Annotated in this window: 17 protein-coding genes; 5 read left to right on the top strand and 12 right to left on the bottom strand. The window is 43.8% G+C overall.

Features of this window, described 5'->3' with window-relative positions; translation table 11 throughout:
* Positions 1-39 precede the first annotated feature (39 nt).
* The 5 genes from ALT761_RS03860 to ALT761_RS03840 form a co-directional block, all read right to left on the bottom strand.
* Complete coding sequence (locus ALT761_RS03860) at positions 40-1308, bottom strand: inorganic phosphate transporter (RefSeq protein WP_129736669.1); 1269 nt, start codon at positions 1306-1308, stop codon at positions 40-42.
* A gap of 290 nt (positions 1309-1598) precedes the next feature.
* A complete protein-coding gene (gene phoU / locus ALT761_RS03855; RefSeq protein WP_129736667.1) occupies positions 1599-2315 on the bottom strand; it encodes a phosphate signaling complex protein PhoU in 717 nt (238 codons plus the stop codon).
* Positions 2316-2351: 36 nt separating this feature from the next.
* Positions 2352-3158, bottom strand: a complete 807-nt coding sequence (gene pstB, locus ALT761_RS03850) for a phosphate ABC transporter ATP-binding protein PstB (protein WP_129736665.1) — start codon at positions 3156-3158, stop codon at positions 2352-2354.
* 8 nt (positions 3159-3166) lie between these two features.
* Complete coding sequence (pstA, locus tag ALT761_RS03845; protein WP_442858141.1) at positions 3167-4744, bottom strand: phosphate ABC transporter permease PstA; 1578 nt, start codon at positions 4742-4744, stop codon at positions 3167-3169.
* Positions 4734-6917: an ABC transporter permease subunit gene (locus tag ALT761_RS03840; RefSeq protein WP_129736661.1), complete on the bottom strand. Its 2184-nt coding sequence runs from the start codon at positions 6915-6917 to the stop codon at positions 4734-4736. Before ALT761_RS03840 ends, pstA begins: the two co-directional genes overlap by 11 nt.
* Positions 6918-7167: 250 nt before the next feature.
* Here ALT761_RS03840 and ALT761_RS03835 point away from each other — a divergent pair, with 250 nt between their 5' ends.
* From ALT761_RS03835 to ppx, 3 genes are all read left to right on the top strand, one after another.
* On the top strand, positions 7168-7674 hold the full coding sequence (locus tag ALT761_RS03835) for a glycine cleavage system protein R (RefSeq protein ID WP_129736659.1): 507 nt from the start codon (positions 7168-7170) through the stop codon (positions 7672-7674).
* Positions 7675-7820: 146 nt separating this feature from the next.
* A complete protein-coding gene (ppk1, locus tag ALT761_RS03830) occupies positions 7821-9902 on the top strand; it encodes a polyphosphate kinase 1 (RefSeq protein ID WP_129736657.1) in 2082 nt (693 codons plus the stop codon).
* An 8-nt stretch (positions 9903-9910) separates the two neighbouring features.
* Complete coding sequence (ppx, locus tag ALT761_RS03825; protein WP_129736655.1) at positions 9911-11440, top strand: exopolyphosphatase; 1530 nt, start codon at positions 9911-9913, stop codon at positions 11438-11440.
* An 87-nt stretch (positions 11441-11527) separates the two neighbouring features.
* Here the strand turns inward: ppx and ALT761_RS03820 are convergent, their stop codons facing one another.
* The 5 genes from ALT761_RS03820 to tkt all read right to left on the bottom strand — a co-directional run bounded on the left by ALT761_RS03820 (position 11528) and on the right by tkt (position 19157).
* The gene (locus ALT761_RS03820; protein ID WP_232043529.1) at positions 11528-13663 is read right to left on the bottom strand and encodes an alpha/beta hydrolase family protein; all 2136 of its coding nucleotides are present in this window, start codon (positions 13661-13663) and stop codon (positions 11528-11530) included.
* Between the two features lie 196 nt (positions 13664-13859).
* The gene (locus tag ALT761_RS03815; protein ID WP_013785318.1) at positions 13860-14759 is read right to left on the bottom strand and encodes a fructose bisphosphate aldolase; all 900 of its coding nucleotides are present in this window, start codon (positions 14757-14759) and stop codon (positions 13860-13862) included.
* Between the two features lie 122 nt (positions 14760-14881).
* On the bottom strand, positions 14882-16057 hold the full coding sequence (locus tag ALT761_RS03810; RefSeq protein WP_129736653.1) for a phosphoglycerate kinase: 1176 nt from the start codon (positions 16055-16057) through the stop codon (positions 14882-14884).
* A 77-nt stretch (positions 16058-16134) separates the two neighbouring features.
* Positions 16135-17145, bottom strand: a complete 1011-nt coding sequence (gene epd, locus ALT761_RS03805) for an erythrose-4-phosphate dehydrogenase (RefSeq protein WP_129736651.1) — start codon at positions 17143-17145, stop codon at positions 16135-16137.
* Between the two features lie 17 nt (positions 17146-17162).
* Positions 17163-19157, bottom strand: a complete 1995-nt coding sequence (tkt, locus tag ALT761_RS03800; RefSeq protein WP_129736649.1) for a transketolase — start codon at positions 19155-19157, stop codon at positions 17163-17165.
* Between the two features lie 387 nt (positions 19158-19544).
* On the opposite strand from tkt, the gene metK reads away from it, so the two are divergent.
* Entirely contained in the window at positions 19545-20690 is a 1146-nt protein-coding gene (gene metK / locus ALT761_RS03795; RefSeq protein ID WP_129736647.1) for a methionine adenosyltransferase, read from the top strand.
* Positions 20691-20826: 136 nt separating this feature from the next.
* Here the strand turns inward: metK and ALT761_RS03790 are convergent, their stop codons facing one another.
* Positions 20827-21354 carry a CYTH domain-containing protein gene (locus ALT761_RS03790; protein ID WP_129736645.1) on the bottom strand — a complete coding sequence of 176 codons (528 nt, stop codon included), beginning with the start codon at positions 21352-21354 and terminating at the stop codon, positions 20827-20829.
* Between the two features lie 319 nt (positions 21355-21673).
* Between ALT761_RS03790 and ALT761_RS03785 the strand changes: the two genes are divergently transcribed.
* Positions 21674-22174 (top strand): hypothetical protein, encoded by a 501-nt coding sequence (locus ALT761_RS03785; protein WP_129736643.1) that lies wholly within the window; start codon positions 21674-21676, stop codon positions 22172-22174.
* 28 nt (positions 22175-22202) lie between these two features.
* Here the strand turns inward: ALT761_RS03785 and ALT761_RS03780 are convergent, their stop codons facing one another.
* Complete coding sequence (locus ALT761_RS03780) at positions 22203-22733, bottom strand: hypothetical protein (protein WP_172602930.1); 531 nt, start codon at positions 22731-22733, stop codon at positions 22203-22205.
* Positions 22734-22836 lie beyond the last annotated feature (103 nt).

Here is a 22836-nt window from a genome sequence, read left to right as displayed (position 1 = left end):
CCGCGTTAAACGCGGTTTTTTTCAAATCTTAATTGGCAATTAAACGCCGAAAGCGGCCTTCAGTGCGAAGAAGAAAATAATGGAAAGAATTGCGCCTGCAGGCAGAGTTACAATCCACGACACTACAATATTTCTTACTATGCCGAGATTAAGCGCAGACACGCCTCTGGCAAGACCCACACCTAATACCGCGCCTACTAAGGTTTGCGTCGTTGAAATAGGAAGACCGGTGCCTGACGCTATCACTACAGTAGTAGCTGCAGCTAATTCGGCCGCGAAACCACGGCTTGGTGTAAGGTGAGTAATACCTTGGCCGATAGTTTTAATAACGCGATGACCAAATATGGCTAAACCAAGCACAATACCTAAACCACCAAGCGGTAAAATCCACCATGCAAGGTTGGCACTGGCATTAATTTCACCGCCAGATGTCACCACACTCACTACCGCAGCCAATGGCCCAATCGCGTTGGCAACATCATTTGAACCATGCGCAAATGCCATACAACAAGCAGTAACGACCATGAGTAAGGCGAACACTTTTTCCACATTGGCAGCTTGTAAATCAGCGTCTTCTGAACCACTGAACTTCATGCGGCCAATATACCATTTACCCACTATAGCCAACACAATAGCGATAATCACAGCCAATATATAACCGTTAACAGCGCTCACTTCCAAGCCTACATGCTTTAGTCCTTTTTTAATGGTAACTAGCGACATAATGAAGCCTGCTAGTGCCATATAAAACGGAACGTAACGCTTGGCATTTTCAAACGGAGATTTGGTTTCAAAGATAAGCTTGTGGGCACTCATGAAAATGAGGTAAGCAATAATGCCAGAAATAGCAGGTGTCACTACCCAACTACCAACAATGCCGCCTACTTTGCCCCACGCTACCGCATCCATACTTACGCCAGTCGCGGTAAAGCCGATAATAGCGCCAATAATAGAGTGAGTAGTAGATACTGGCCACCCTAACCAAGATGCAAAGGCTAACCAAATACCTGCTGCAAATAAGGAAGAAATCATACCGAGTACGAGGTACTCAGGAATAGCAGAAAAATACTCTGGATCAATAATACCCTTACGAATGGTAGAGGTTACTTCCCCACCCGCTAAGTATGCTCCGGCGAACTCAAAAATCATGGCAATAACAATTGCCTGTTTTATTGTTAACGCTTTAGAACCAACAGATGTTCCCATTGCATTGGCGACGTCATTTGCACCAATACCCCAAGCCATAATGAAGCCGACACCGGCAGCAAGGAGAATAAGAATGAGACCATAACTCTCGAAAAATTCCACGGATAACCGCTCCTGATCTTTACGCGATTTAAGCTAGCTACTGCCACATCACCCGACAAATGTGCGGCTGTGATGCAGACAAAAAATGATAGTTACACGGCAAAACGATTCTTAGCAAAAGCTTAGATTATTTTTTGCACGAATTATACGTTGCTGCGGCGCATGATAGCGTAATCGTCTGCAGAGCCATAGTGAAAATCTACGAAAAAACAGAAAACGCAACGGAATTAAATTCATACGATGATAATTTGGGCAAGTATTGCGGTTTTGTGACAGTTTTTGAGCATTTTTTAACTCAAATCTTCTAACTTTTGTTGAATGTTTTCTAGCGGCGTATGCCTTACATCTGTCCCTCTGGTTAAATAAACCACGTATTCGCACACGTTTTTGCACCGGTCTCCAATACGCTCTAAGGAACGCATGGCCCACAACACATCTAGCCAGTCTTGCATATCTTCAGTGGTTTTTTCCATTTCTGTGGTGGTGTAGGTAAGCAACCGCTTATATTCGCTGTCTATTCGGTTGTCTTGTTTATATACCGCCAAGGCTGCGCTTTCGTCCTGACGCGCAAAGGCATCGAATGTGCCCCGCATCATCGCCGCTACACGTTCGCCAATTAACAACATGCTGCTTTTGATAGTGTCAGAACTGGGTAATTTATTTCGAGTAACCAGCTTAGCAATACGTTCTATTTCGTCGCCCATTCTTTCAATGTCGGTGATGGCTTTCGAAATGGTCATGATTAAGCGCAGATCGCTCGCGGTAGGATGGCGCTTGGCAATAATCCGAATACATTCTTCATCTATCTGAATTTCCATAGAGTTAATCTTAAGGTCATTCAACACCACTTTTTCTGCTAAGCCAGGGTGATTTAATTTAAGTGCTTTTAAGGTATCGAGTAATTGCTGTTCGACTTCGCCGCCCATGGTTAACACCGAGTTTCTTAAATTTTCCAACTCAATATTAAAGGTTCCGGAAATATGGGTATTCAGTGCAACCTGACGCATTGTATGGCTCCTATTCGCTACTGCTGATTTTGTTAATTAGCCGTAGCGGCCAGTAATATAATCTTCAGTCTGTTTCTTCTCTGGCATAGTGAATAACGAATCGCTGTCTGCATATTCAACTAATCGCCCCTGATGAAAGAACGCCGTGTAATCTGAAACTCGAGAGGCTTGCTGCATATTGTGGGTAACAATCACGATGGTACAACGCTTCTTAAGCTCAGCCATCAACTCCTCAATAAATAAGGTCGTTAATGGGTCTAGCGCTGAGGTAGGCTCGTCTAACAACAAAATATCAGGTTTGAGTGCTAGCGCTCTGGCAATAACAAGGCGCTGTTGCTGACCACCGGATAATGCATTTGCCGACTCAAACAACCTGTCTTTAACTTCATCCCATAACGCTGCTTCTTTTAATGCGCTTTCTACCGCATCGTCAAGGTGGCGACGAGTTTTAATGCCTTGTAGGCGAAGCCCGTAACAAACGTTATCGTAAATACTCATGGGAAAAGGATTAGGCCGCTGGAATACCATACCTACTTGGGTACGCAGGCGCGACACGTTCACCTTTTTACTATTGATGTTGCGACCACCAATATTAATTTCACCCTCGTATTTGCAGCCATCGTACAAATCGTTAAGCCTATTGAAGCAATTAACCAAGGTAGATTTCCCGCACCCACTTTGCCCGATTAATGCGGTGATTTTGTTTTTTGGAATACGCATAGAAATGTCGTTAAGCACATGCTTATTTCCAAACCATAAATTAAGGTTACGCACATCGATAGCCGAGGTGTCATCAGTGATGTCAGCCACGTTGAGCGTATTGCGTTCAAACAACTTCAGCATGTAAAAGGTTACCCTTGTAAATAGCGCTTTCTTAACCGCGTTCTTAGTATAACTGCCAGCACATTCAATACAAATACCACTAATAGCAGTAGCAAGCAGGCGGCAAACATCATTGAAGAATTCTTCGCATCAGTATGACTATGAAAAGCGCCATCATAAATAAGTACGCCCAAATGCATGAATTGCCGTTCTAAATGCAGATACGGAAATTCTCCATCTATAGGTAGCGTAGGAGCAAATTTCACCGCGCCAACCAGCATTAGGGGCGCGACTTCGCCTGCCGCCCTAGCGATTGCCAATATAACGCCTGTCATTATTCCGGGTGACGCAATGGGAAGAATGGTTTTAGCAATAGTTTCTACCTTAGTGGCGCCAAGGGCATAACTTCCCCGTTTTAACCCTTCTGGTACCCTCCGCAAGCCTTCTTCGGTGGCAACAATAACGACTGGCAAGGTTAAGATAGCCATGGTTAAACTTGCCCAGAACACACCTGGGGTTCCCATAGTGGGCGCTGGCAATTTATCAGCAAAGAAAAGTGCATCTATATTGCCACCCAAGGTATAAACAAAAAAGCCTAAACCAAAAACCCCATAAACAATGGAAGGTACGCCCGCCATATTGCTAACGCTTATTCTTATGGCAGTGGTAAACGGCGTATCTGGCGCGTATTCGCTTAAATAAATAGCCGCAAGTACGCCAAAAGGCGTCACTATAATGGTCATCAAAAATACCATTAGCACGGTGCCAAATAGCGCGGGATATACCCCGCCAGACGTATTCGCCTGTTTCGGAGAATCAGTAAGGAAGGTAGCAATACGACTAAATGCCACCTGCCATTTTTCAAAATAGCTAAGCTGGCTTACATAATCGACGCTTTTAATTTCCGACACCCGAATAGCGTACGCTTGCGCATTGGCAAAAGTAACGCTGAGTTCGTACTCGTCTCGCTCTTCCTCTAAATGAATAACTTCATGCTGCCAGCGTTCAAACTGAGTCTCTAAACGCTGTCTTGCCGGTGCATTTTGATCAACACCTTTGCTATCTAATGATGCCAAAGATTCGTGAATGGGCGATAGTCGCTCGCTCCTAATTTTTTCGATTTGAGCACTAAGTGCCGATACTCTGTTTTGAATATCTGAAAACAGCGACAAGTCTTCCCGTCGGCTGTCTGGTGTGGATAAAAACTCTGGCTGTCCCAAAACAAAGCGACCATCTTTTGTTTTTATTTCGGCACTACCGTAGGCAAGTTCTTTTTTAATAATATCCGTACTGGCCAACTGCATTTGTGAGCCGTAAGGGCTTTGCTCGTCAGCAAAGTGAACTTGATATATTTGCTCTTCTTCATCAGCCATATAAAGCTGAGCGAACATTTTATGTTCGGGTTTAGCACTTTCATTGGCTCCGGTAACCTTATAAGTCACATCATAAATGGGCTCTGGCCAAAAATACGCACCACCACGAAAGGTAATAAGGAACAACACACTCACCAAAGCAATTAACAGCAAGCTAGTAAAAAACGCCGTTAACGATATCACTAGCGACTGGCGATGAACGGCGTTAAAGCCATTGAACATATTATTCATAATAAGATCTACTGCGTAAGCGTTGACGAGTAAATTCAGCAATCGTATTTACAACAAACGTGAAAACAAACAGTATGCCAGCGGTAAAGAACAGAATTTGATAATGCGCAGATGACACATCGGCTTCGGGTAATTCTATGGCTAAGTTGGCCGTTAATGCCCGTAAGCCCTCAATTAAGCCCCAGCTAGATATTGGGGTATTTCCCGTCACCATAAGCACAATCATGGTTTCCCCGAACGCGCGACCAAAACCCAGCATAATCGCCGCCATAATGCCCGGAAACGCAACATGCAGTACTATATATTTAAGAGTTTGAAGACGCGTGGCGCCCAACGCAAATGATGCATGCTTTAACTCATCGGGCACGCCCCCAATGGCATCTTCAGCAATAGAGTAAATACTCGGTGAAATTGCCACACCTAAGGCTATCGCCACCACTATTGTCGTTTTTCCTATAGGGCTATCAGACTCAGCGGCTAGCATGTCAAAACCATCTACATTAATTACGCTAAAGAACCACTCTGGCGCCCATACCACACTTATGAAACCCAATATAAATACGCCAAGTAAAGCAAATCCCAATTCAGCACCGTGTCGAAGTTTAGCCGGTAGGCGGTCGGCAACAGGGCGCTGAACAAAGGCCACGGCAATGAGTACAAATGGAACAACAATAAGAAAAAAAGCAAAAGAGAATAGAAACTGTTCGGCCATGGGGGCTAGCCAAATGGCCGCGATAAAACCAATAAGCACACTGGGAACAGCTTCTAACATTTCGATGGCGGGCTTTAGCGCATGACGAAGTCGCTCTTTAGCAAAAAAAGCGGTGTATATCGCTGCACCTATTGCTACGGGTATGGCAATAAATAAAGCCAGTAGCGACGCTTTCAAGCTACCTATAATTAACGGCGTAAGGCTAAACTTGGCTTCTTGGAAATCGGTGGCGTTTGTGGTTTGCCACACCGTATCTGCTTCGGTATATCCCTCATAATGTTGCGGCGCAAATAGCGACCGCCACGTAGTAATACCGCTTAAATTATTCGCCCGCCAAATGAAAATAGAATTATCGTTATAGCCATAGAGACGGTTGCCAAACCAAGAGATTGATTGCATAGGCTCTGGTAAATCAACCGTCGTAACCACTTCACCTGATACTCGGTTTATAAATAGTAGACGTTGTTTATCGGTAAGCGCTGCCACTACATTTATACTGGCATGCTCTTTTATATCAATCAGCCGTTCGTTTGCGTTCAAAAGGAACTGGTAGGTTTCAATGAAATCGAGCACGTTCGCATCGCGATGTAATACCCAGCGAGTAACTTGGTTGGTGCCATCTTGTAAGAAAAACGTTCTGTCTTTCTCTAAAGATAAAATAGCAATGTCATTACGGCCGGATTTCTCGAACGACCCTAATAGCGAGAGCTCTGATTCATCCTCGAAAAGACGTAAAAGGAACACGCCTGCTTCTTTTTCTACCAGCATCATTTGTGCGCCGGGCAGCAAATGTACTTTATCAACATTGGCAAAGAACTTATCAATCATTTGCGTGGGGTTAAGCTGGTTCACCCAGCGAATATAAGCACCCGAGGGTGTATATAGCGCAATTGCTGCCCACTTAGATGACAATGCCAAATGCCAAGATGAAGTTTTTGACCAATACTTGTCCGGCAGTGCAAAAGATATTGATGATGACGCTAGTCTTGAAGACTGAGCTAAAGGATCTGCATTATTTGCAATTAACACACTGCGATACGCTAACGATCTGACGGGCACCACCCGAACTTGCCCGCCAGCAGAAATATCTACAATTGCATTTTCGCCCATTAAAGAGGTCGTCGACAATTGATGATCACAAGGGCGAATATAGTCGTGCTGCTTAGCGATACCATTGTCTTTGTAGCCATATAAGCTTAAACGGCAATCCTCACCGCTAGTTACCACTAATTGACCGCCAAGCAAATCTCCAGCATTTTCAACGTGGCTGTCTTCGGGTAACGCAAGCTGGTGCTCTTTCTCAATATTAGGTACTAACGCTAGAGGTAAAGCCTGACTAACAAGGTGCGAAATTAAGATAACCAGCGTCAACAATACCAACCCACCAAAGCCGGTGACGATATACCGCCCCCACCTATCGTTGCGCTGACGTTTTTTATGGATGCTATCGCTGTAGGAAGTCATTCTTATTTAATAATATTATCAGGTGTAATTTACACTGGTGAGCAGTGTAAGTTTTGTTATGCTAATAGCAAGCGAAAACTTTTGGATTAATTCCGGTGAATAAGCCCTAAAGTAAGCAGCCTTAAGCACTGTTGTTACCAAGGTTTATTAGCAATACTAACCAGTAGCGCTTTTTCAGTGTGACTTATGGTATTACCGTAAAACCACAGTAGCAAACGTATTTCTACAGATTCTGGAATAGGAGTTTCTCATGCAATCGCTCATTATTAGTATTATGGGTAAAGACAAACCTGGTTTGGTTGATACGCTAGCTAAGTGCATTTACAAACACAAAGGTAATTGGCAAGGCTCCAGCTTTGCGCATATGGCAGGTATGTTTACTGGCTTTGTTGAAGTACACGTTCCCGCTGACGAAAACGAAAAACTTGTCGACGCGCTAAATGCCATTTCCGATTTATCGGTTCAGTCTGTGGCAGTGAATACATCAACCAATTCATTAACTAATCAACTTACCGTTGATGTAATGGGCAACGACAAAGCAGGCATAGTGCAAGAGTTAACCTCGGTGCTAAACCAATTTAACCTCAACATTCTTAACTTTTCATCACGCTGCGAGAGCGCACCTAACTGGGGAAGTTTAATATTCAAAGCCAATGCGGTTATTGCGGTGCCTGAAGGGTTTGATGACGATGCGTTACAAGACGCCCTTGAATCGTTGTCGAACGACTTGGTAGTGGATATACAGGCCAAGCAATAAGGCCCTAGCGACTCAGAAAGGTTTCAAACCACCTCGTTGAGGTAAAGGACTACGAATTAACCCTATTATATCTAAGGGTTGTCACAGTAATGTCATTGACTGATGTCAGTCTTTGGCCATTTTAAGAAGTGAAAAAACGATAAATTATGGATAACCCAGACCTATATTATCCCAAAGAACTTAGCTGGTTAGCATTTAATGAAAGGGTTTTGCAGGAAGCTGCAGATAAGAACAACCCTGTAGTAGAACGTATTCGTTTTTTAGGTATTTACTCCAACAACCTTGACGAATTTTATCGTGTTCGTGCTGCCGACGTAAAACGCCAAATAACCATTGCCCAAAATGATGGCAACGAAGAAGAAGCGGAAAAGCAAACCGCGCTAATGGCGATTATTCAGCAAAAGGTTGTTCAGCTTTCCGACAAGTTCGACCATATTCACAAAGACGTTTTAAAAGCGCTCGCACGTTACAACATTCATATTCTGCAAAAGCATGAATTGAACGAGTATCAAAAGCAGTGGGTACGTAACTTCTTCGTCAATAAGGTGCTTCGCCATATAGCCCCTATCATTATTGACAAGAAAATGGACTTGTTAAGCCGTTTAAATGGCACATCTGTTTATTTATATGTCGCGCTACGCCGTAAAGACCGCAACACGCGCTATGCGGTTATTCAGGTGCCTACGTCTGAAATGTCTCGCTTTATGCTTATTCCGCCGGAAAAGAGTCGAAAGAAAAAGCATATTATTATGCTCGATGACATGATTCAGCTTTGCTTAGAAGACATCTTCCGCGGCTTTGTTAAATTTGACGAAGTCGAGTCATTTTCATTCAAGATGACCCGAGACGCCGAATACTCTATCAATGACGAGATTGATGAAAGTTATGTAGAAAAAATGTCTGAAAGCATGAAACAGCGCTTAATTGCCGAGCCTGTTCGGGTTATTTACGATAACGATATGCCTGAAGATATGATGCAGGATTTACGTAAGCGTTTACGTATAACTAAACTCGATACCATGCATGCTGCAGGGCACTATCGTAACTTTAAAGACTTCATTGGCTTTCCAAACGTGGGCCGCGAATATTTAGAACATGCTCCGCTGCCGGCTATCGACAGCAATGCTTTTTCCAAATTTAATACAGTATTCGATGCCATTACCGCCCACGATATTCTGCTGTACTACCCGTATCATCGATTCTTGCACGTTACCGAATTTGTCCGCCAAGCAGCATTCGACCCTAGCGTAAAAGCCATTCGCATTAATATTTATCGTGTGGCCAGTAACTCTCGCATTATCAACTCGCTCATTGATGCCGTTGATAACGGTAAAAAGGTGACCGTGGTGGTAGAACTGCGCGCTCGCTTTGATGAAGAGGCCAACATTGAATGGTCTAAACGCATGACCGATGCGGGTATTCGCGTGGTGCTAGGCGTGCCAACCTTAAAAATTCACTCGAAGCTTTGCGTGATCACTCGCGAAGAACGTGGCGCGATGATTAACTATGCGCATTTTGGTACAGGTAACTTCAACGAAAAAACCGCAAAAATCTATACCGATTACAGTTTATTCACCAGAAACCAAGAATTGGCCAATGAAGCGGTGGCGGTATTTGACCTTATTCAATACCCTTTCCGCCGGTATAAATTTCAGCATTTGCAGATTTCACCGTTAAACGCGAGAACCCGAATTCAGTCACTTATTCGTCAAGAAATTCAGCATTTAAAAGAGGGCCGACCTGCGCAAATTACCTTTAAGATTAATAACCTTGTTGATAAGGAATTAATGGATGATTTGTATCGGGCCAGTCAAGCAGGGGTGAAAATTCGCGGTATTGTTCGCGGTATGTGTTCCATAATACCTGGCTTAAAAGGCATTAGTGAAAACATCGAAATCATCTCTATTGTCGATAGGTTTTTAGAGCACCCTAGGGTGATGGTATTTGAAGGTGGCGGCGAGAGAAAAGTGTTTATCTCTTCTGCTGACTGGATGACCCGCAATATGGACAACCGTATTGAAGTAGGCTGCCCTATTTACGATAAAAACCTGCAACAGCGCATTGTCGATATTATGGATATACAATTCCGTGATACGCTTAAAGCGAGAGTGATTGACAAGGAACAAAGCAACAAGTACGTTGCTCGAGGCAATCGCAAGAAATTACGTTCACAAATAGAGATTTACGACTATCTTGTGAAAGAAGAAGAAAAAGAAGCAGGAAAATAAAACCTTAGATGACTCAGCATGAATCCGTTTTTGATACCGTTGAAAGCCGTGAGGTTAATAAAGTAGCCGCGTTAGATATTGGCTCGAATAGCTTTCACCTTGTGGTAGCGCGTATTGTTGCTGGGTCTGTTCAAATTCTGCATCGCGTTAAACAAAAGGTAAGGCTAGCTGAGGGGTTAGACGACGACAATATTTTGTCTGACGAAGCTATGGAGCGTGGTTTAAAGATGCTACGTATTGTAGCTGAAAGCCTACGTGGTTTCGAACCCGACTCTGTGCGTATTGTCGCTACCCACACACTACGCAAAGCCAAAAACGCCCACCACTTCATTAATGCTGCAAAAGATATTCTGCCTTACCCCGTAGAAGTGATTTCCGGCGTGGAAGAAGCCCGCTTGATATACTCTGGTGTAGCACACACGAATCACGCAGATGGTCAGCAGTTAGTGGTGGATATCGGCGGTGGTTCAACGGAATTTGTGATTGGCGAGGGCTTCAACCCACTTATTTGTCGCAGTTTACAAATGGGCTGCGTGAGCTACACCAAACGCTTCTTTCCTGATGGGGAATTAAAAAACAAATCTTTCGATCTTGCTATTACTGCGGCTGAACAAGAGCTTGAATTTATTCAGGGTAAGTATCGCAAGTTAGGCTGGGTGCAATGTATTGGTACATCCGGCACGATCCGCTCGCTGTTCACTTTGTGCCAACAAGATAAGCCTAACGACCACGATATACCCGTTACGCTCAAGAGCCTGCGTAACCTAATGAAGCAATTTATTGGCGCGGGCCATATCGACAAACTTAACTACCCTGATTTAACCGAAGACAGACGCGTGGTTATTGCCGGCGGCTTGGCTATATTAGTGGCAGTATTTAAAGCGTTAGAAATAGACACTTTGGTTTATTCCCCTGCCGCATTACGCGAAGGCGTGATTTACCAGATGGAAGATGAGCTGCATCATGCCGATATACGCGGCAGAACAGCTAGCAGCTTAGCTACTCGCTACGATGTTGATACCGCGCAAGCTACGCTTGTACTTAACACGTCACTTAACCTCTTTAGCCATGCTGAAAAAGCGTGGAAGCTTAAACACCACGACTTTAAAAGTATGTTGGGTTGGGCGGCGTTGTTGCATGAAGTAGGCATTCAAATTAACTCGCGCGGTGTACAGCGCCACAGTGCCTATATTCTCGCTAACGTAGATATGCCTGGGTTTACGCAAGAACAACAAGAATTATTGGCCACCCTGGTGCGTTTTCATAGAAAGAAAGTGCGGGCTAACGATCTTCCCAACTTTAATTTGTACGAGTTAGCGGCCGTTAAAAAGCTTATCGCTTTATTACGTATTGGCGCCCTGCTCAATATCAAACGCCAAGAAGGCTTCTTGCCAGATATAGAAATTGATGTAGATAAGAACGGCTTAAGCCTTACTTTTCCTAAAGATTGGTTGGAAGAAAAACCCATCCTAGCCGCCGACTTAGTTCGAGAAAGTGCGTACTGGAAGGCGTTAGACTTAACCCTTTCTATTAAATAAGCCGGTTTGCGAGCAATAGAAAAGGGAGCATTAATGCTCCCTTTTTACGTTTTTAGTGATTTAGAATTTACAGCAACATAAAATCAATTATTGCTCGTATTTCTGCTCGGCAGAATACTTCTTAAACCAAGCCAATATATTCTCCACCTTGCCTATCATTCGAGAAGGCTTAGAAGCAATGCCATGGGGAGAACCAGGCACTTTAACTAATACCGTATCTACTTTTTGAAGTTTGAGGGCTTGGTAAAACTGCTCGGCTTCAGATGACGGCGTGCGCTTATCTTCTGTACCGGTAATTAACATGGTAGGCGTTGTCACATTCCCAACTAAAGATAACGGTGAGCGCTCCCAGTAATGTGCGATGTTTTCCCACGGTTTAGCGGGGAACTGGAAAGGAATTTGATATAGCCCTGAGTCAGCCGTAAGTACTTTTGATAGCCAGTTAATAACGGGCTTTGCAACAACAGCAGCTTTGAAGCGGTTGGTTAACCCTATAGCATAAGCTGAGGCTATTCCTCCTGCCGAGCCCCCTGTAATAAACAGCTGTTCAGGGTCGACCAAACCTTTTTCGATAAGGGCATCAACGCCGGACATATGATCGGCAAAGTCGTACTTCGAGCTATACTTACCTTGCAGTAACAGCGCAAAGCGCTCGCCGTACCCTGTACTACCGCGATGGTTATCATAAAATACGATATACCCTTCAGCGGCCATACGCTGCAACTCAGCGGTAAATACAGGCCCGTAAGCTAAGTTTGGTCCGCCATGGATTTCTAGAATAAGCGGGTATTTTTTGGTTTCATCGTAATTAGGCGGCAAGATATACCAGCCTTGAATTTCCTCATCATCAATTGATGAGCGATACACAATTTCTTTCACTTCACCAAGTTGCTTATGGCCAAGCGCATCTTCGTTCAAAAACGTCAATTGTTGTTCGCTACGTGTGGTAACAAACACATCGGCGGGGCGATCGGCACGCCCTTTGGTATAAGCCACTACGTTATCGGCAGCATGGTACATACCAAATACATAAGGACGCCCTAAGGTAGTGCCCCCTAAACCTTTAGCAACAGATTTAACCTTGCCAGAAAGTGTAACGACATCAACTTCAGCAAGACCGCGTACCGACTGCTGAAAGTAGATACTTTTATTGCCTTTCCATTGAAAGTTAGACACCGAATTGTCGATATCAGCAGTAAGGTTTTTATGCTCAGTACCATCGGCATTCATGATGTATAAATAGCGGTTTTTATACATGACTTTCTCGTCACTACGACGTGAGTAGGCCACATACTTTCCATTAGGTGATACTACCGGAGAAGATTCCGTGCCTTTAAAGTCAGTAAGCTGCTCAATGGCACCTTGCATATTCACCGTAAAGATATCGGATTCCACCGGCTCATACTCCCAATTGTCACTGCGATTAGCCGAGAAGTATATTTTTTGCGAATCAGGAGAAAAACTTAAACCGCCTCTATGATGATAGTTACCAGAGGTTAGTTGTCTAGCGGTACCACCGTCAGATGAAACTACAAATATATGCGTATATGCTGGGTCTAAAATGCCTTTACCATCAGCTTGATAACGCGCTTTAGTAATGTACTCAAATTTAGGCGCCCACTTTGCGCCCTTCGGCTTTTTAGGCAAATTGACTTTAAAGGGCTTTTCTTCAACATCAACACTCATGGTAAATGCGATATTTTTACCGTTCGGTGACCAAGTGATATTGCCAAGGGATGACGTAACATTGGTGAGCAGCGCAGTTTGCCCCGTATCCATCCAACGTACATAAAGTTGAGGTTTACCTTCTTCATTAGACAAATAAGCTAATCGCTTACCATCTGGCGACCACCTTGGAGAATAGTAACTTTTCTTTGACGATAATAATGGGCGGTGGGACTTTCCATCCACTGACGCCAGCCAAATGTTTGAGCGTGTGCTGTCTGTCATAATGTCATTTGAACGGCGAACATAAGCGACTTGCTTGCCATCGGGCGACACCCTTAAATCACTCACGTACTCCAAATTAAATATATCTTCAGACTGAAAAAACACCTCATTACCAGTGTCTTTATTCACACCTTCGGCATATGAAAATGATGAAAAGCTTGTGATGATACACAGAATAAACGTGGTCATTCGCGGTATAAAACGAAAAGCTTGCTTAGCTTGCCTACCTTGGCATTTAACAATTTGAGTTGAAAACACTTGAATTGAAAGCATGGGGCCCCTGATATTTTTATTGGTGTTTCTTTATCTTACGGAATAAATCATCTGTTTTAAAAATAAACGGTGAGTAAACGCGGTTGTAAGATGAAATTTGGGCGACTTTGGATGTGATTTTTAAATTGTAGCGAGGAATGGGAAAAACGAATAAAAAAGGGGGCGCTTACAAGCGCCCCCTTTTAAACAATAAAACTTATGCTTTTGAAGCTTGGTAAATGCCTTCAATCGCTCCATCTAATGTAGCTGCAAACTCGTCATCAGACTGTTTGTCAGAAACACCTTCGGTTAGCGCTCTTGAGAAACTTGCGATAATACCTTGGTTTTCTGAAAGCTTCGCATTAGCTTCTTCACGGTTGTAACCGCCAGATAATGCTACCACTTTAAGTACACGAGGATGATCAACAAGCTCTTTATAGAAGTTAGCTTCATTAGGCAGTGTAAGCTTTAACATCACTTCTTGGCCTTCGTTCAACAAATTAAGCTGAGTTAGAATTTCAAGTTTAAGCAGTGCTTCTGCTTCCGCTTTTTGAGGGCTATGAATATCTACTTCTGGTTCAATGATAGGCACTAAACCTGCTGCGATAATTTGCTTACCCACTTCGAACTGCTGCTCTACCACATCTTTGATACCTTGATGATTTGCCAGTTTAACCACTGAACGCATCTTGGTACCAAAAACATCTTGAGCAACGGCTTTCGCCAGTAACGCATCTAGACCAACAATCGGCTTCATTACCTGTACACCGTTGCTCTCTTCAACAAGCCCTTTATCCACTTTCAAGAAAGGAATAACGCGCTTCTTCTGCCACAAGTAATGCGCAGTAGACATACCTTCAATTTCACGGTCTAGGGTATTTTCAAATAAAATAGCGCCTAAAACCCGCTCGCCACTGAAAGGGGTGCTGGTGATAATACGTGTACGCATTTGGTGAACAAGGTTAAACATTTCTTCGTCAGAACTGTATTCTGACTCTTCAATGCCGTATAAACGTAGCGCTTTTGGTGTACTACCGCCGCTTTGATCTAAAGCTGCAATAAAACCAACCTGCGTTTTAAGTTTATCTAGCATGGCCTGCTGTGCTTGTGATGCCATTGCAACACTCCTTTTTTATAATACTGCTCTAAGAACAGGTGTAGGGTTTATCGTTATATGCCGACGTACTTCAATGTATCGCCGGCGAAAATCGGAATCGATTTTTTAGTAGTCTGCTAATTTTATTTGTTTTTTTCTTCTAGCATGGCTACTGCAGGTAATGTTTTGCCTTCTAAAAACTCTAGAAACGCACCACCACCTGTAGAGATATAAGATATCTTATCAGCGATTTCATATTTATCTACTGCTGCCAGTGTATCACCACCACCTGCAATTGAGAACGCATCGCTATCAGCAATAGCCTCAGCTAACGCCTTTGTACCTGCACTGAACTGTTCAAATTCAAATACACCTACAGGACCATTCCACACAATCGTACCCGCATTTTTGATAATGCTCTCAAGGGCTTTTGATGAATCTGGGCCGATATCAAAAATCATGTCGTCGTCAGCTACATCACTAACGGCTTTAAGCGTTGCTTCTGTATTTTCATCGAAAGCTTTGCCCACTACCACATCGGTAGGCACTGGAATGTTTCCACCATTCGCAACGGCATCGCTCATTAGTTGCTTCGCCTGCTCGGTTAAATCCATTTCAACCAACGATTTACCTACGTTATGGCCTTGTGCGGCAATAAACGTATTGGCAATACCGCCGCCAACAATAAGTTGGTCAACTTTTTCGGCTAAGGTTTTAAGTACGGTAAGCTTAGTAGATACCTTAGACCCGCCTACAATGGCTACCATTGGACGTTTAGGGTTATCTAGGGCTTTGCCTAGTGCATCCAATTCAGCAGCAAGAAGTGGGCCTGCACACGCTTTAGTAGCAAATTTTGCCACACCATGTGTTGACGCTTGTGCGCGGTGCGCGGTACCAAATGCGTCCATCACGAAAATATCGCATAGGGCTGCATATTGCTTTGATAGGGTTTCGTCGTCGCTTTTCTCGCCTTCATTAAAGCGTACGTTTTCTAGAATAACCAAAGAACCTGGTGCAACATCAACACCGTTCAAATAATCTTTTTCTAAGGTTACCGGTACGTCTAACGCGTCGTTCAAATAATTCACAACAGGCTGAAGAGAGAATTCTTCCGCTGGCTCACCTTCTGTAGGGCGGCCTAAATGCGACATTACCATTACCGCAGCACCAGCATCTAGCGCCGCTTTAATAGTAGGAATGGAAGCTTTAATACGCGCATCAGAGGTAACTACGCCACCTTTTACAGGCACGTTTAAATCTTGTCTAATTAATACGCGCTGACCGTTTAAGGCCAAATCACTCATACTTGGAATTGCCATTGTCTTTCCCTTGTTAATCGAATAACTGTGAAAGCTGCCAAGGCTGGCGCTACCAACCTTGGCAGCAAAATTCTTAATTAGCTTGCGTCATACATTGCTTGCGCGGTGTCGAGCATTCTGTTTGCAAAACCCCATTCGTTGTCACACCACACCAGTGTTTTTACCAGCTGTTTATGACTTACGCGGGTTTGCGTACCATCCACAATACAAGAATGGGGATCGTGATTGAAATCAACAGAAACAAGTGGCTCTTCAGTGTAATCTAAAATACCCTGCAATCGCCCTGCTTTTACTCTCTTCAATGCGTGATTAACGTCAGCAATCGTTACTTGCGTACTTAAGGTTACACTTAAATCCATTGCAGTAACATTAATGGTTGGAACCCGTACCGCAATAGCTTCAAATTTACCTGCAAATTTAGGCAAAATACGCTCTATTCCCGCAGCTAACCGCGTGTCTACTGGAATAATAGACTGACTGGCGGCGCGAGTACGCCGTAAATCTGGGTGGTAAGCGTCGATAACTTGTTGGTCGTGCATAGAGGCGTGAATAGTGGTAATTGTGCCACTCTCAACCCCAAAGGCCGCGTCTAGCGCTTGAATAACCGGTACAATACAGTTGGTAGTGCACGACCCGTTAGACACCAATTTATGCTCCGCTTTGAGCGTGTCATCGTTGGTACCAAAAATCACGGTATTGTCTAAATCTGGGGAACCCGGAGAAGAGAATAGCACTTTACCTGCCCCCGCATTAATATGCGACTGGCCTGACGCCCTATCATCAAACTTACCCGTGCATTCCAGCACAATATCTACCCCAATTTCACGCCAGGGCAGTAAGTTGATATCAGGTTGTGCTAACAAGCGAATAGCATCGCCTGCCACATTAAGTGTGTTGTTTTCTAGTGTCACATCAAAACCGAACCGCCCGTGGGCGGTATCGTATTTCAATAAGTGAGCTATACCTTCTGGTTTAGCGACATCATTAATCGCAACCACGTTAAAGTGGTTATTGCGCCCGCTTTCATAAAGCGCGCGCAACACGTTACGACCAATACGACCAAACCCGTTTATGGCAATGTTTACCATAGACTGCGGTGACCTCGTTAGCTAAGAGACAATGCTGCCTCTACCACTGCATCAGTAGTAATATTAAAATGTTTGAACAAGTCACCCGCTGGTGCTGATTCACCGAACGTATCCATACCAATGATGGCGCCGTTGAAACCTACATATTTGTACCAGCTTTCTTTCGATAGTGCTTCAACTGCAACACGCTTAGTTACGTTAGAAGGCAATACGCTTTCACGGTAATCCGCTGATTGACGGTCGAAAACGTCGGTAGAAGGCATAGAAACTACGCGAACCGCTTTACCCTCTGCATTTAGTTTATCAGCGGCTTCAACAGCAAGTTGAACTTCAGACCCTGTAGCAATAAAGATGTATTCAGGCGTGCCTGCACAATCCTTAAGCACATAACCACCTTTGGCAACGTCAGCAACTTGCTGTTCGTTACGTTCTTGCTGTGGCAAACCTTGGCGAGTGAAGATCAACGTTGAAGGACCATCGTTGCGCTCAATCGCGAACTTCCATGCGATAGCAGATTCAACTTGGTCACATGGACGCCAGTTGTCTAGGTTTGGTGTAGCACGAAGCGCAACTACTTGCTCGACTGGCTGATGCGTTGGGCCATCTTCACCCAAACCAATTGAATCATGCGTGTATACGAAAATAGCAGGTTGCTTCATTAGCGCCGCCATACGTACCGCATTACGAGCGTATTCCATAAACATAAGGAAGGTAGCACCGTACGCTTTAAAACCACCATGAAGGGTAATACCGTTCATCATGGCTGACATACCGAATTCACGTACACCATAGTAAATGTAGTTACCTGATGCGTCAGTGGCTTCAACGCCTTTACTGCCATCCCAAATAGTTAGGTTTGAACCGGCTAAGTCGGCAGAGCCGCCAAGAAGTTCTGGTAACAAAGGACCAAATGCATTTAATGCATTTTGTGATGCTTTACGTGATGCAATGTTCTGCGGGTTAGCTTGCAAATCAGCAATGATTTTATCCGCTTTATCGCTGAAGTCTGCTGGCAATTCGCCATTCACACGACGCTTAAACTCAGCGGCTAATTCAGGGTGTGCACTTTCATATGCTGCGAAGGCATCGTTCCACGCACTTTCAGCTTCGCCACCCTTGCCTTTAGCATCCCAACCGGCATAAATGTCGTCTGGAATTTCAAATGCACCGTGTTTCCACCCAAGCTTTTCGCGGGTAGCGATAATTTCGTCATCACCTAATGGTGCACCGTGACAAGACTCAGTACCTTCTTTGTTTGGCGAACCAAAACCAATCACCGTTTTACAGCAAATTAGCGTTGGCTGAGCGCTGTTCGATTTAGCTTGTTCAATAGCGGCTTTGATTTGTTCAGCGTCATGACCGTCAACGCCTTCAATCACTTCCCAGCCGTAGCTTTTAAAGCGTGCTGGTGTGTCGTCGGTAAACCAACCTTCAACTTCACCGTCAATTGAAATGCCGTTGTCATCCCAGAAACCAATAAGTTTACCCAGGCCCAGTGTGCCAGCAAGTGAACAGGTTTCATGAGAAATACCTTCCATAAGGCAGCCATCGCCCATGAAAGTGTAGGTGTAGTGGTCGACAATATCGTGTCCGTCGCGGTTAAACTGAGCCGCTAATACTTTTTCAGCTAGCGCCATACCTACTGCGTTACTAACGCCTTGGCCAAGTGGGCCAGTGGTAGTTTCAACACCTGGTGCATACCCATACTCTGGATGGCCTGGCGTTTTAGAGTGCAACTGACGGAAGTTCTTAAGCTCTTCAATAGGCAATTCATAGCCTGAAAGATGAAGCAATGAGTACAACAGCATAGAGCCATGACCGTTTGAAAGCACGAAGCGGTCTCTGTTTGCCCAAGACGGGTTTGCCGGGTTATGTGATAGAAAATCACCCCATAGTACCTCGGCAATATCAGCCATCCCCATAGGGGCGCCTGGGTGACCAGATTTGGCCTGTTGAACAGCGTCCATGCTTAAAGCACGGATGGCATTGGCAAGTTCACGACGAGAGGGCATGTTGTCTCCTGATTTATTTGTAGCTGAATTTCGCTAAGGGAACACTGTGGGCAAAATCCCTTTGTTCAACCTTAAAGCGCTGCATTGCTGTATATCTTAATGTGGGCGTTATTCTTACCCATGCCACCATTCAGTTCAATGGCTTTTCATTGCCATTACCGAAAGTTGGCTAAAATAATGAATATTCATATCATTTCATTGCAAGCCAATATCGCTTCTTTTGATTAGCATGGCTAAATTTACTCAATTATCTGTAAAAGTGATCCGCCACTGTCAACAAATCGTAACGAAAGGACTTTTAGACGTCTAGAAGTAAAGACTGGTATTTATACCTTGTTTTAGTACAATACTCACCTATTTTGAACAATAAACGCTTATGGAGCATGTATGGCCACGCATTTATTCACCTCCGAGTCTGTGTCTGAAGGACACCCGGACAAAATCGCAGATCAAATTTCAGATGCGGTTCTAGATGCTATTCTAGAACAAGATCCTCGTGCCCGCGTGGCCTGTGAAACCTACGTTAAAACCGGAATGGTATTAGTAGGTGGTGAAGTCACCACCTCAGCGTGGGTTGATATTGAAGAAATCGCACGTAAAACCGTAAGAGACATTGGCTACGTTCACTCTGATATGGGTTTCGACGCTGACTCTTGTGCAGTACTAAACGCCATTGGTAAACAGTCGCCAGATATCAACCAAGGTGTTGACCGCGAAAGTTTAGAAGAACAAGGTGCGGGCGACCAAGGCCTTATGTTCGGTTACGCCAGTGACGAAACTGATGTATTAATGCCAGCGCCTATTACTTATTCTCACCGCTTGGTACAAAAACAAGCTGAAGTAAGAAAATCTGGCAAGTTAGACTTCTTACGCCCAGATGCGAAAAGCCAAATTACGTTTAAATATGAAAACGACAAGCCTGTAGGCATTGATGCCGTAGTACTTTCTACCCAGCATTGTGATTCTGTTTCTACTGCGCAAGTACGCGAAGCAGTAATGGAAGAAATTATTAAACCTGTGCTACCTAGTGAATGGCTTGATAGCAATACCCAATTCCACATTAACCCTACTGGCCGCTTTGTTATTGGCGGACCTGTTGGTGATTGTGGTCTAACTGGTCGTAAAATCATTGTAGATACCTACGGTGGTATGGCCCGTCACGGTGGTGGTGCTTTCTCGGGTAAAGATCCTTCAAAGGTAGACAGAAGCGCCGCATACGCAGGCCGTTATGTTGCTAAAAACATTGTTGCTGCTGGACTTGCTAAGCGCTGTGAAATTCAGGTTTCTTACGCCATTGGTGTTGCCGAGCCAACATCTATCAGCATTGATACCTTCGGTACTGGTGTGGTTGACGAAAAAACCTTAGTGGCATTGGTACGTGAACATTTCGATTTACGCCCTTATGGCTTAATCAAAATGCTTGATTTAGAACGTGCTATTTACCTACCTACGGCTGCTTATGGTCACTTCGGCCGAGAAGCCTTCCCATGGGAAGCGACTGATAAAGCGGAAGCATTACGTTCATCAGTATAGTTTGCTCAGCGGTATAGTTTGCTCAAGGCTGTTGAAAGCTTAAAACAGAAAAAGGGTCACTTCATGATGAAGTGACCCTTTTTAATTTCACGTCAATATTTTGCTATGGCTTAGCTATATTTTAGCCATCTCTTGTCTATATTGACCCTGCGAGAATAGAAGCACTACTCGTGCTGCTGCTCGCAATAATCATATCCGGCAAACCAAATCGCGCTAACGCGACATTTTGAAATTCTTTCTTATGGGTCACTTCCGTTTCAGCGAAATCTGGCGGTAAAAATTGTCGACTACTCATTTCACTATCGAATTCAACTTCCACCACTTTTAAAGGTGCCAAATTACCGGTAAAAATATCTACCACCAGCTGAGCACCAAAAAAGTCGATACGATATCGCTGTTTTTCCACCCGCATATTTTGGGTTAACGGCCATAAATCAGCAAATTGCTCAGAGTTTAACGTTATTCGTGTGTCTCTGCGTTTAAGACCAATACCTTGTTTAACAGCCATGGTGTAATTACCACCTTCGTCCCTAATTCGAATATGCTTATCCGGTTCAGTGGCTAAATACCCTTGCCTTATCGCCACAGGCTTTCGTGTATCTAACAAACCTTCTGGCACATAACTTACTAAAAACTTTCGTTCAAATTCCCACTCCGTTTGCATTACTCACCTCCGGCTATGTTCCCTACTTGAAAGTACTGCTTCGCCTACTAATATTGAAGTAAGTCTGACTACTACCCTTTAAAAGTTAGTTCACAATAGAAATATCTAACAAGTTTATTTTTAACCTTTTAGATAAAAGACTACACTTACTATTCAGCACTTATTTTTTGTTTCAGTTTTGTGTCATATTTTTATGTTAAAGATAGGCACATAGGGCGAACAAAACACCCTTGTGGTTATGAAGTTACTACTTACATTTACAATAGTCGGTAGTCATAAGAACACGTTTACGCTGCCTCACTCGACCAGGAATTTATTCATGAAAACTTACCCAACTCGCGTGGTTTGTTTAATATTGCTTGCCTCTTTGAGTGCCGCTTACAGCGAGGCCGCTGATTGGGATGTTTCTGATTGGGATGCTTCTGATTGGAATGGCTACTACGGCCCCATCGTGTTCAAAAGCGAAAAAATAGCTAAGTGGAAAATTAAAAGTCGCTTTAATGAAACACGCCTTGAATCCATACCTGGCTACGATAGTCATTTTAATGCCAGCAAAAATAGCCAACTCTCTATTCGCGCTCACCGTGCGTTAACGCTACTTTTTGAACAGCAAATATATGCGTCGTTTAATACGACTCACTCACCTTTACAATACTATCCAGAATGGCGCTATATACCCGAAGATTTAGGCACTTTCACTCGGTTAGGATGGCTAGTTGGTGACGAGAGTGGTTTAAATATGGCATTGGAATTTGAACATCGAGAAGTGGGAGATAAAGAAAACAATGCGCTTACGTTAGGTGTTCAATACTTTTTCTAATTCTAAAAAGCATCTTTAAAAGCAGGCGCTAACTTTTGTGTTTTGCCGCTTCAGCCTGATTACGAGTTTCCACATACGTGCTTTGAATAACCTTCGCATCGGTACTTGCTCGATGACGGCGATCGTCGCTTTGCGATTCAATATTGGTTTTTACGTCATGCCATAGCACCATTTGAGGTTCGCTTAAGACATATTCTAATGCACGACATGAAAAAGACATTTGAACCGAAGCAGCTGCAAAAAGTTTAATGAGCCAAGGGTTATCTACCACCCATCCGTCGCTATACACAACGGTATTACTCAGAAAAGCATTAAGCTCGTGACACACTTTGACTGGACAAACACCGTAAGTGTTCAACATGGTTCTAGTGATACCATGCAAAGACTCTGCTTCTTTATCCCAATGAACCCAACTATCAAAAGGACGAATGAGTTTGCACCATTTTGCACCATCATAGCGCACTATCCCTATTTCAATAGGATAACTACGGGCACCAAACCCACTGGCTTCCACATCAATAATGGAAGGGGGATAATTTCTCTGCAAGCTAACTCCCATCTGCGCTGGCGTGAAATACGCCTTGCCTTCTTTAAACCTAATAAACAAAATCAGAAAGCGCAAACGGAATTGAAAACCATACTTAAGTTGTATAATTAAAAAA

The sequence above is a fragment of the Alteromonas sp. 76-1 genome (genome assembly GCF_900654235.1).
GTDB classification, from domain to species: domain Bacteria; phylum Pseudomonadota; class Gammaproteobacteria; order Enterobacterales; family Alteromonadaceae; genus Alteromonas; species Alteromonas naphthalenivorans.
The sequence above is the reverse complement of the archived record's forward strand: the minus strand, read 5'-3'. Positions and strand labels throughout refer to the sequence as shown.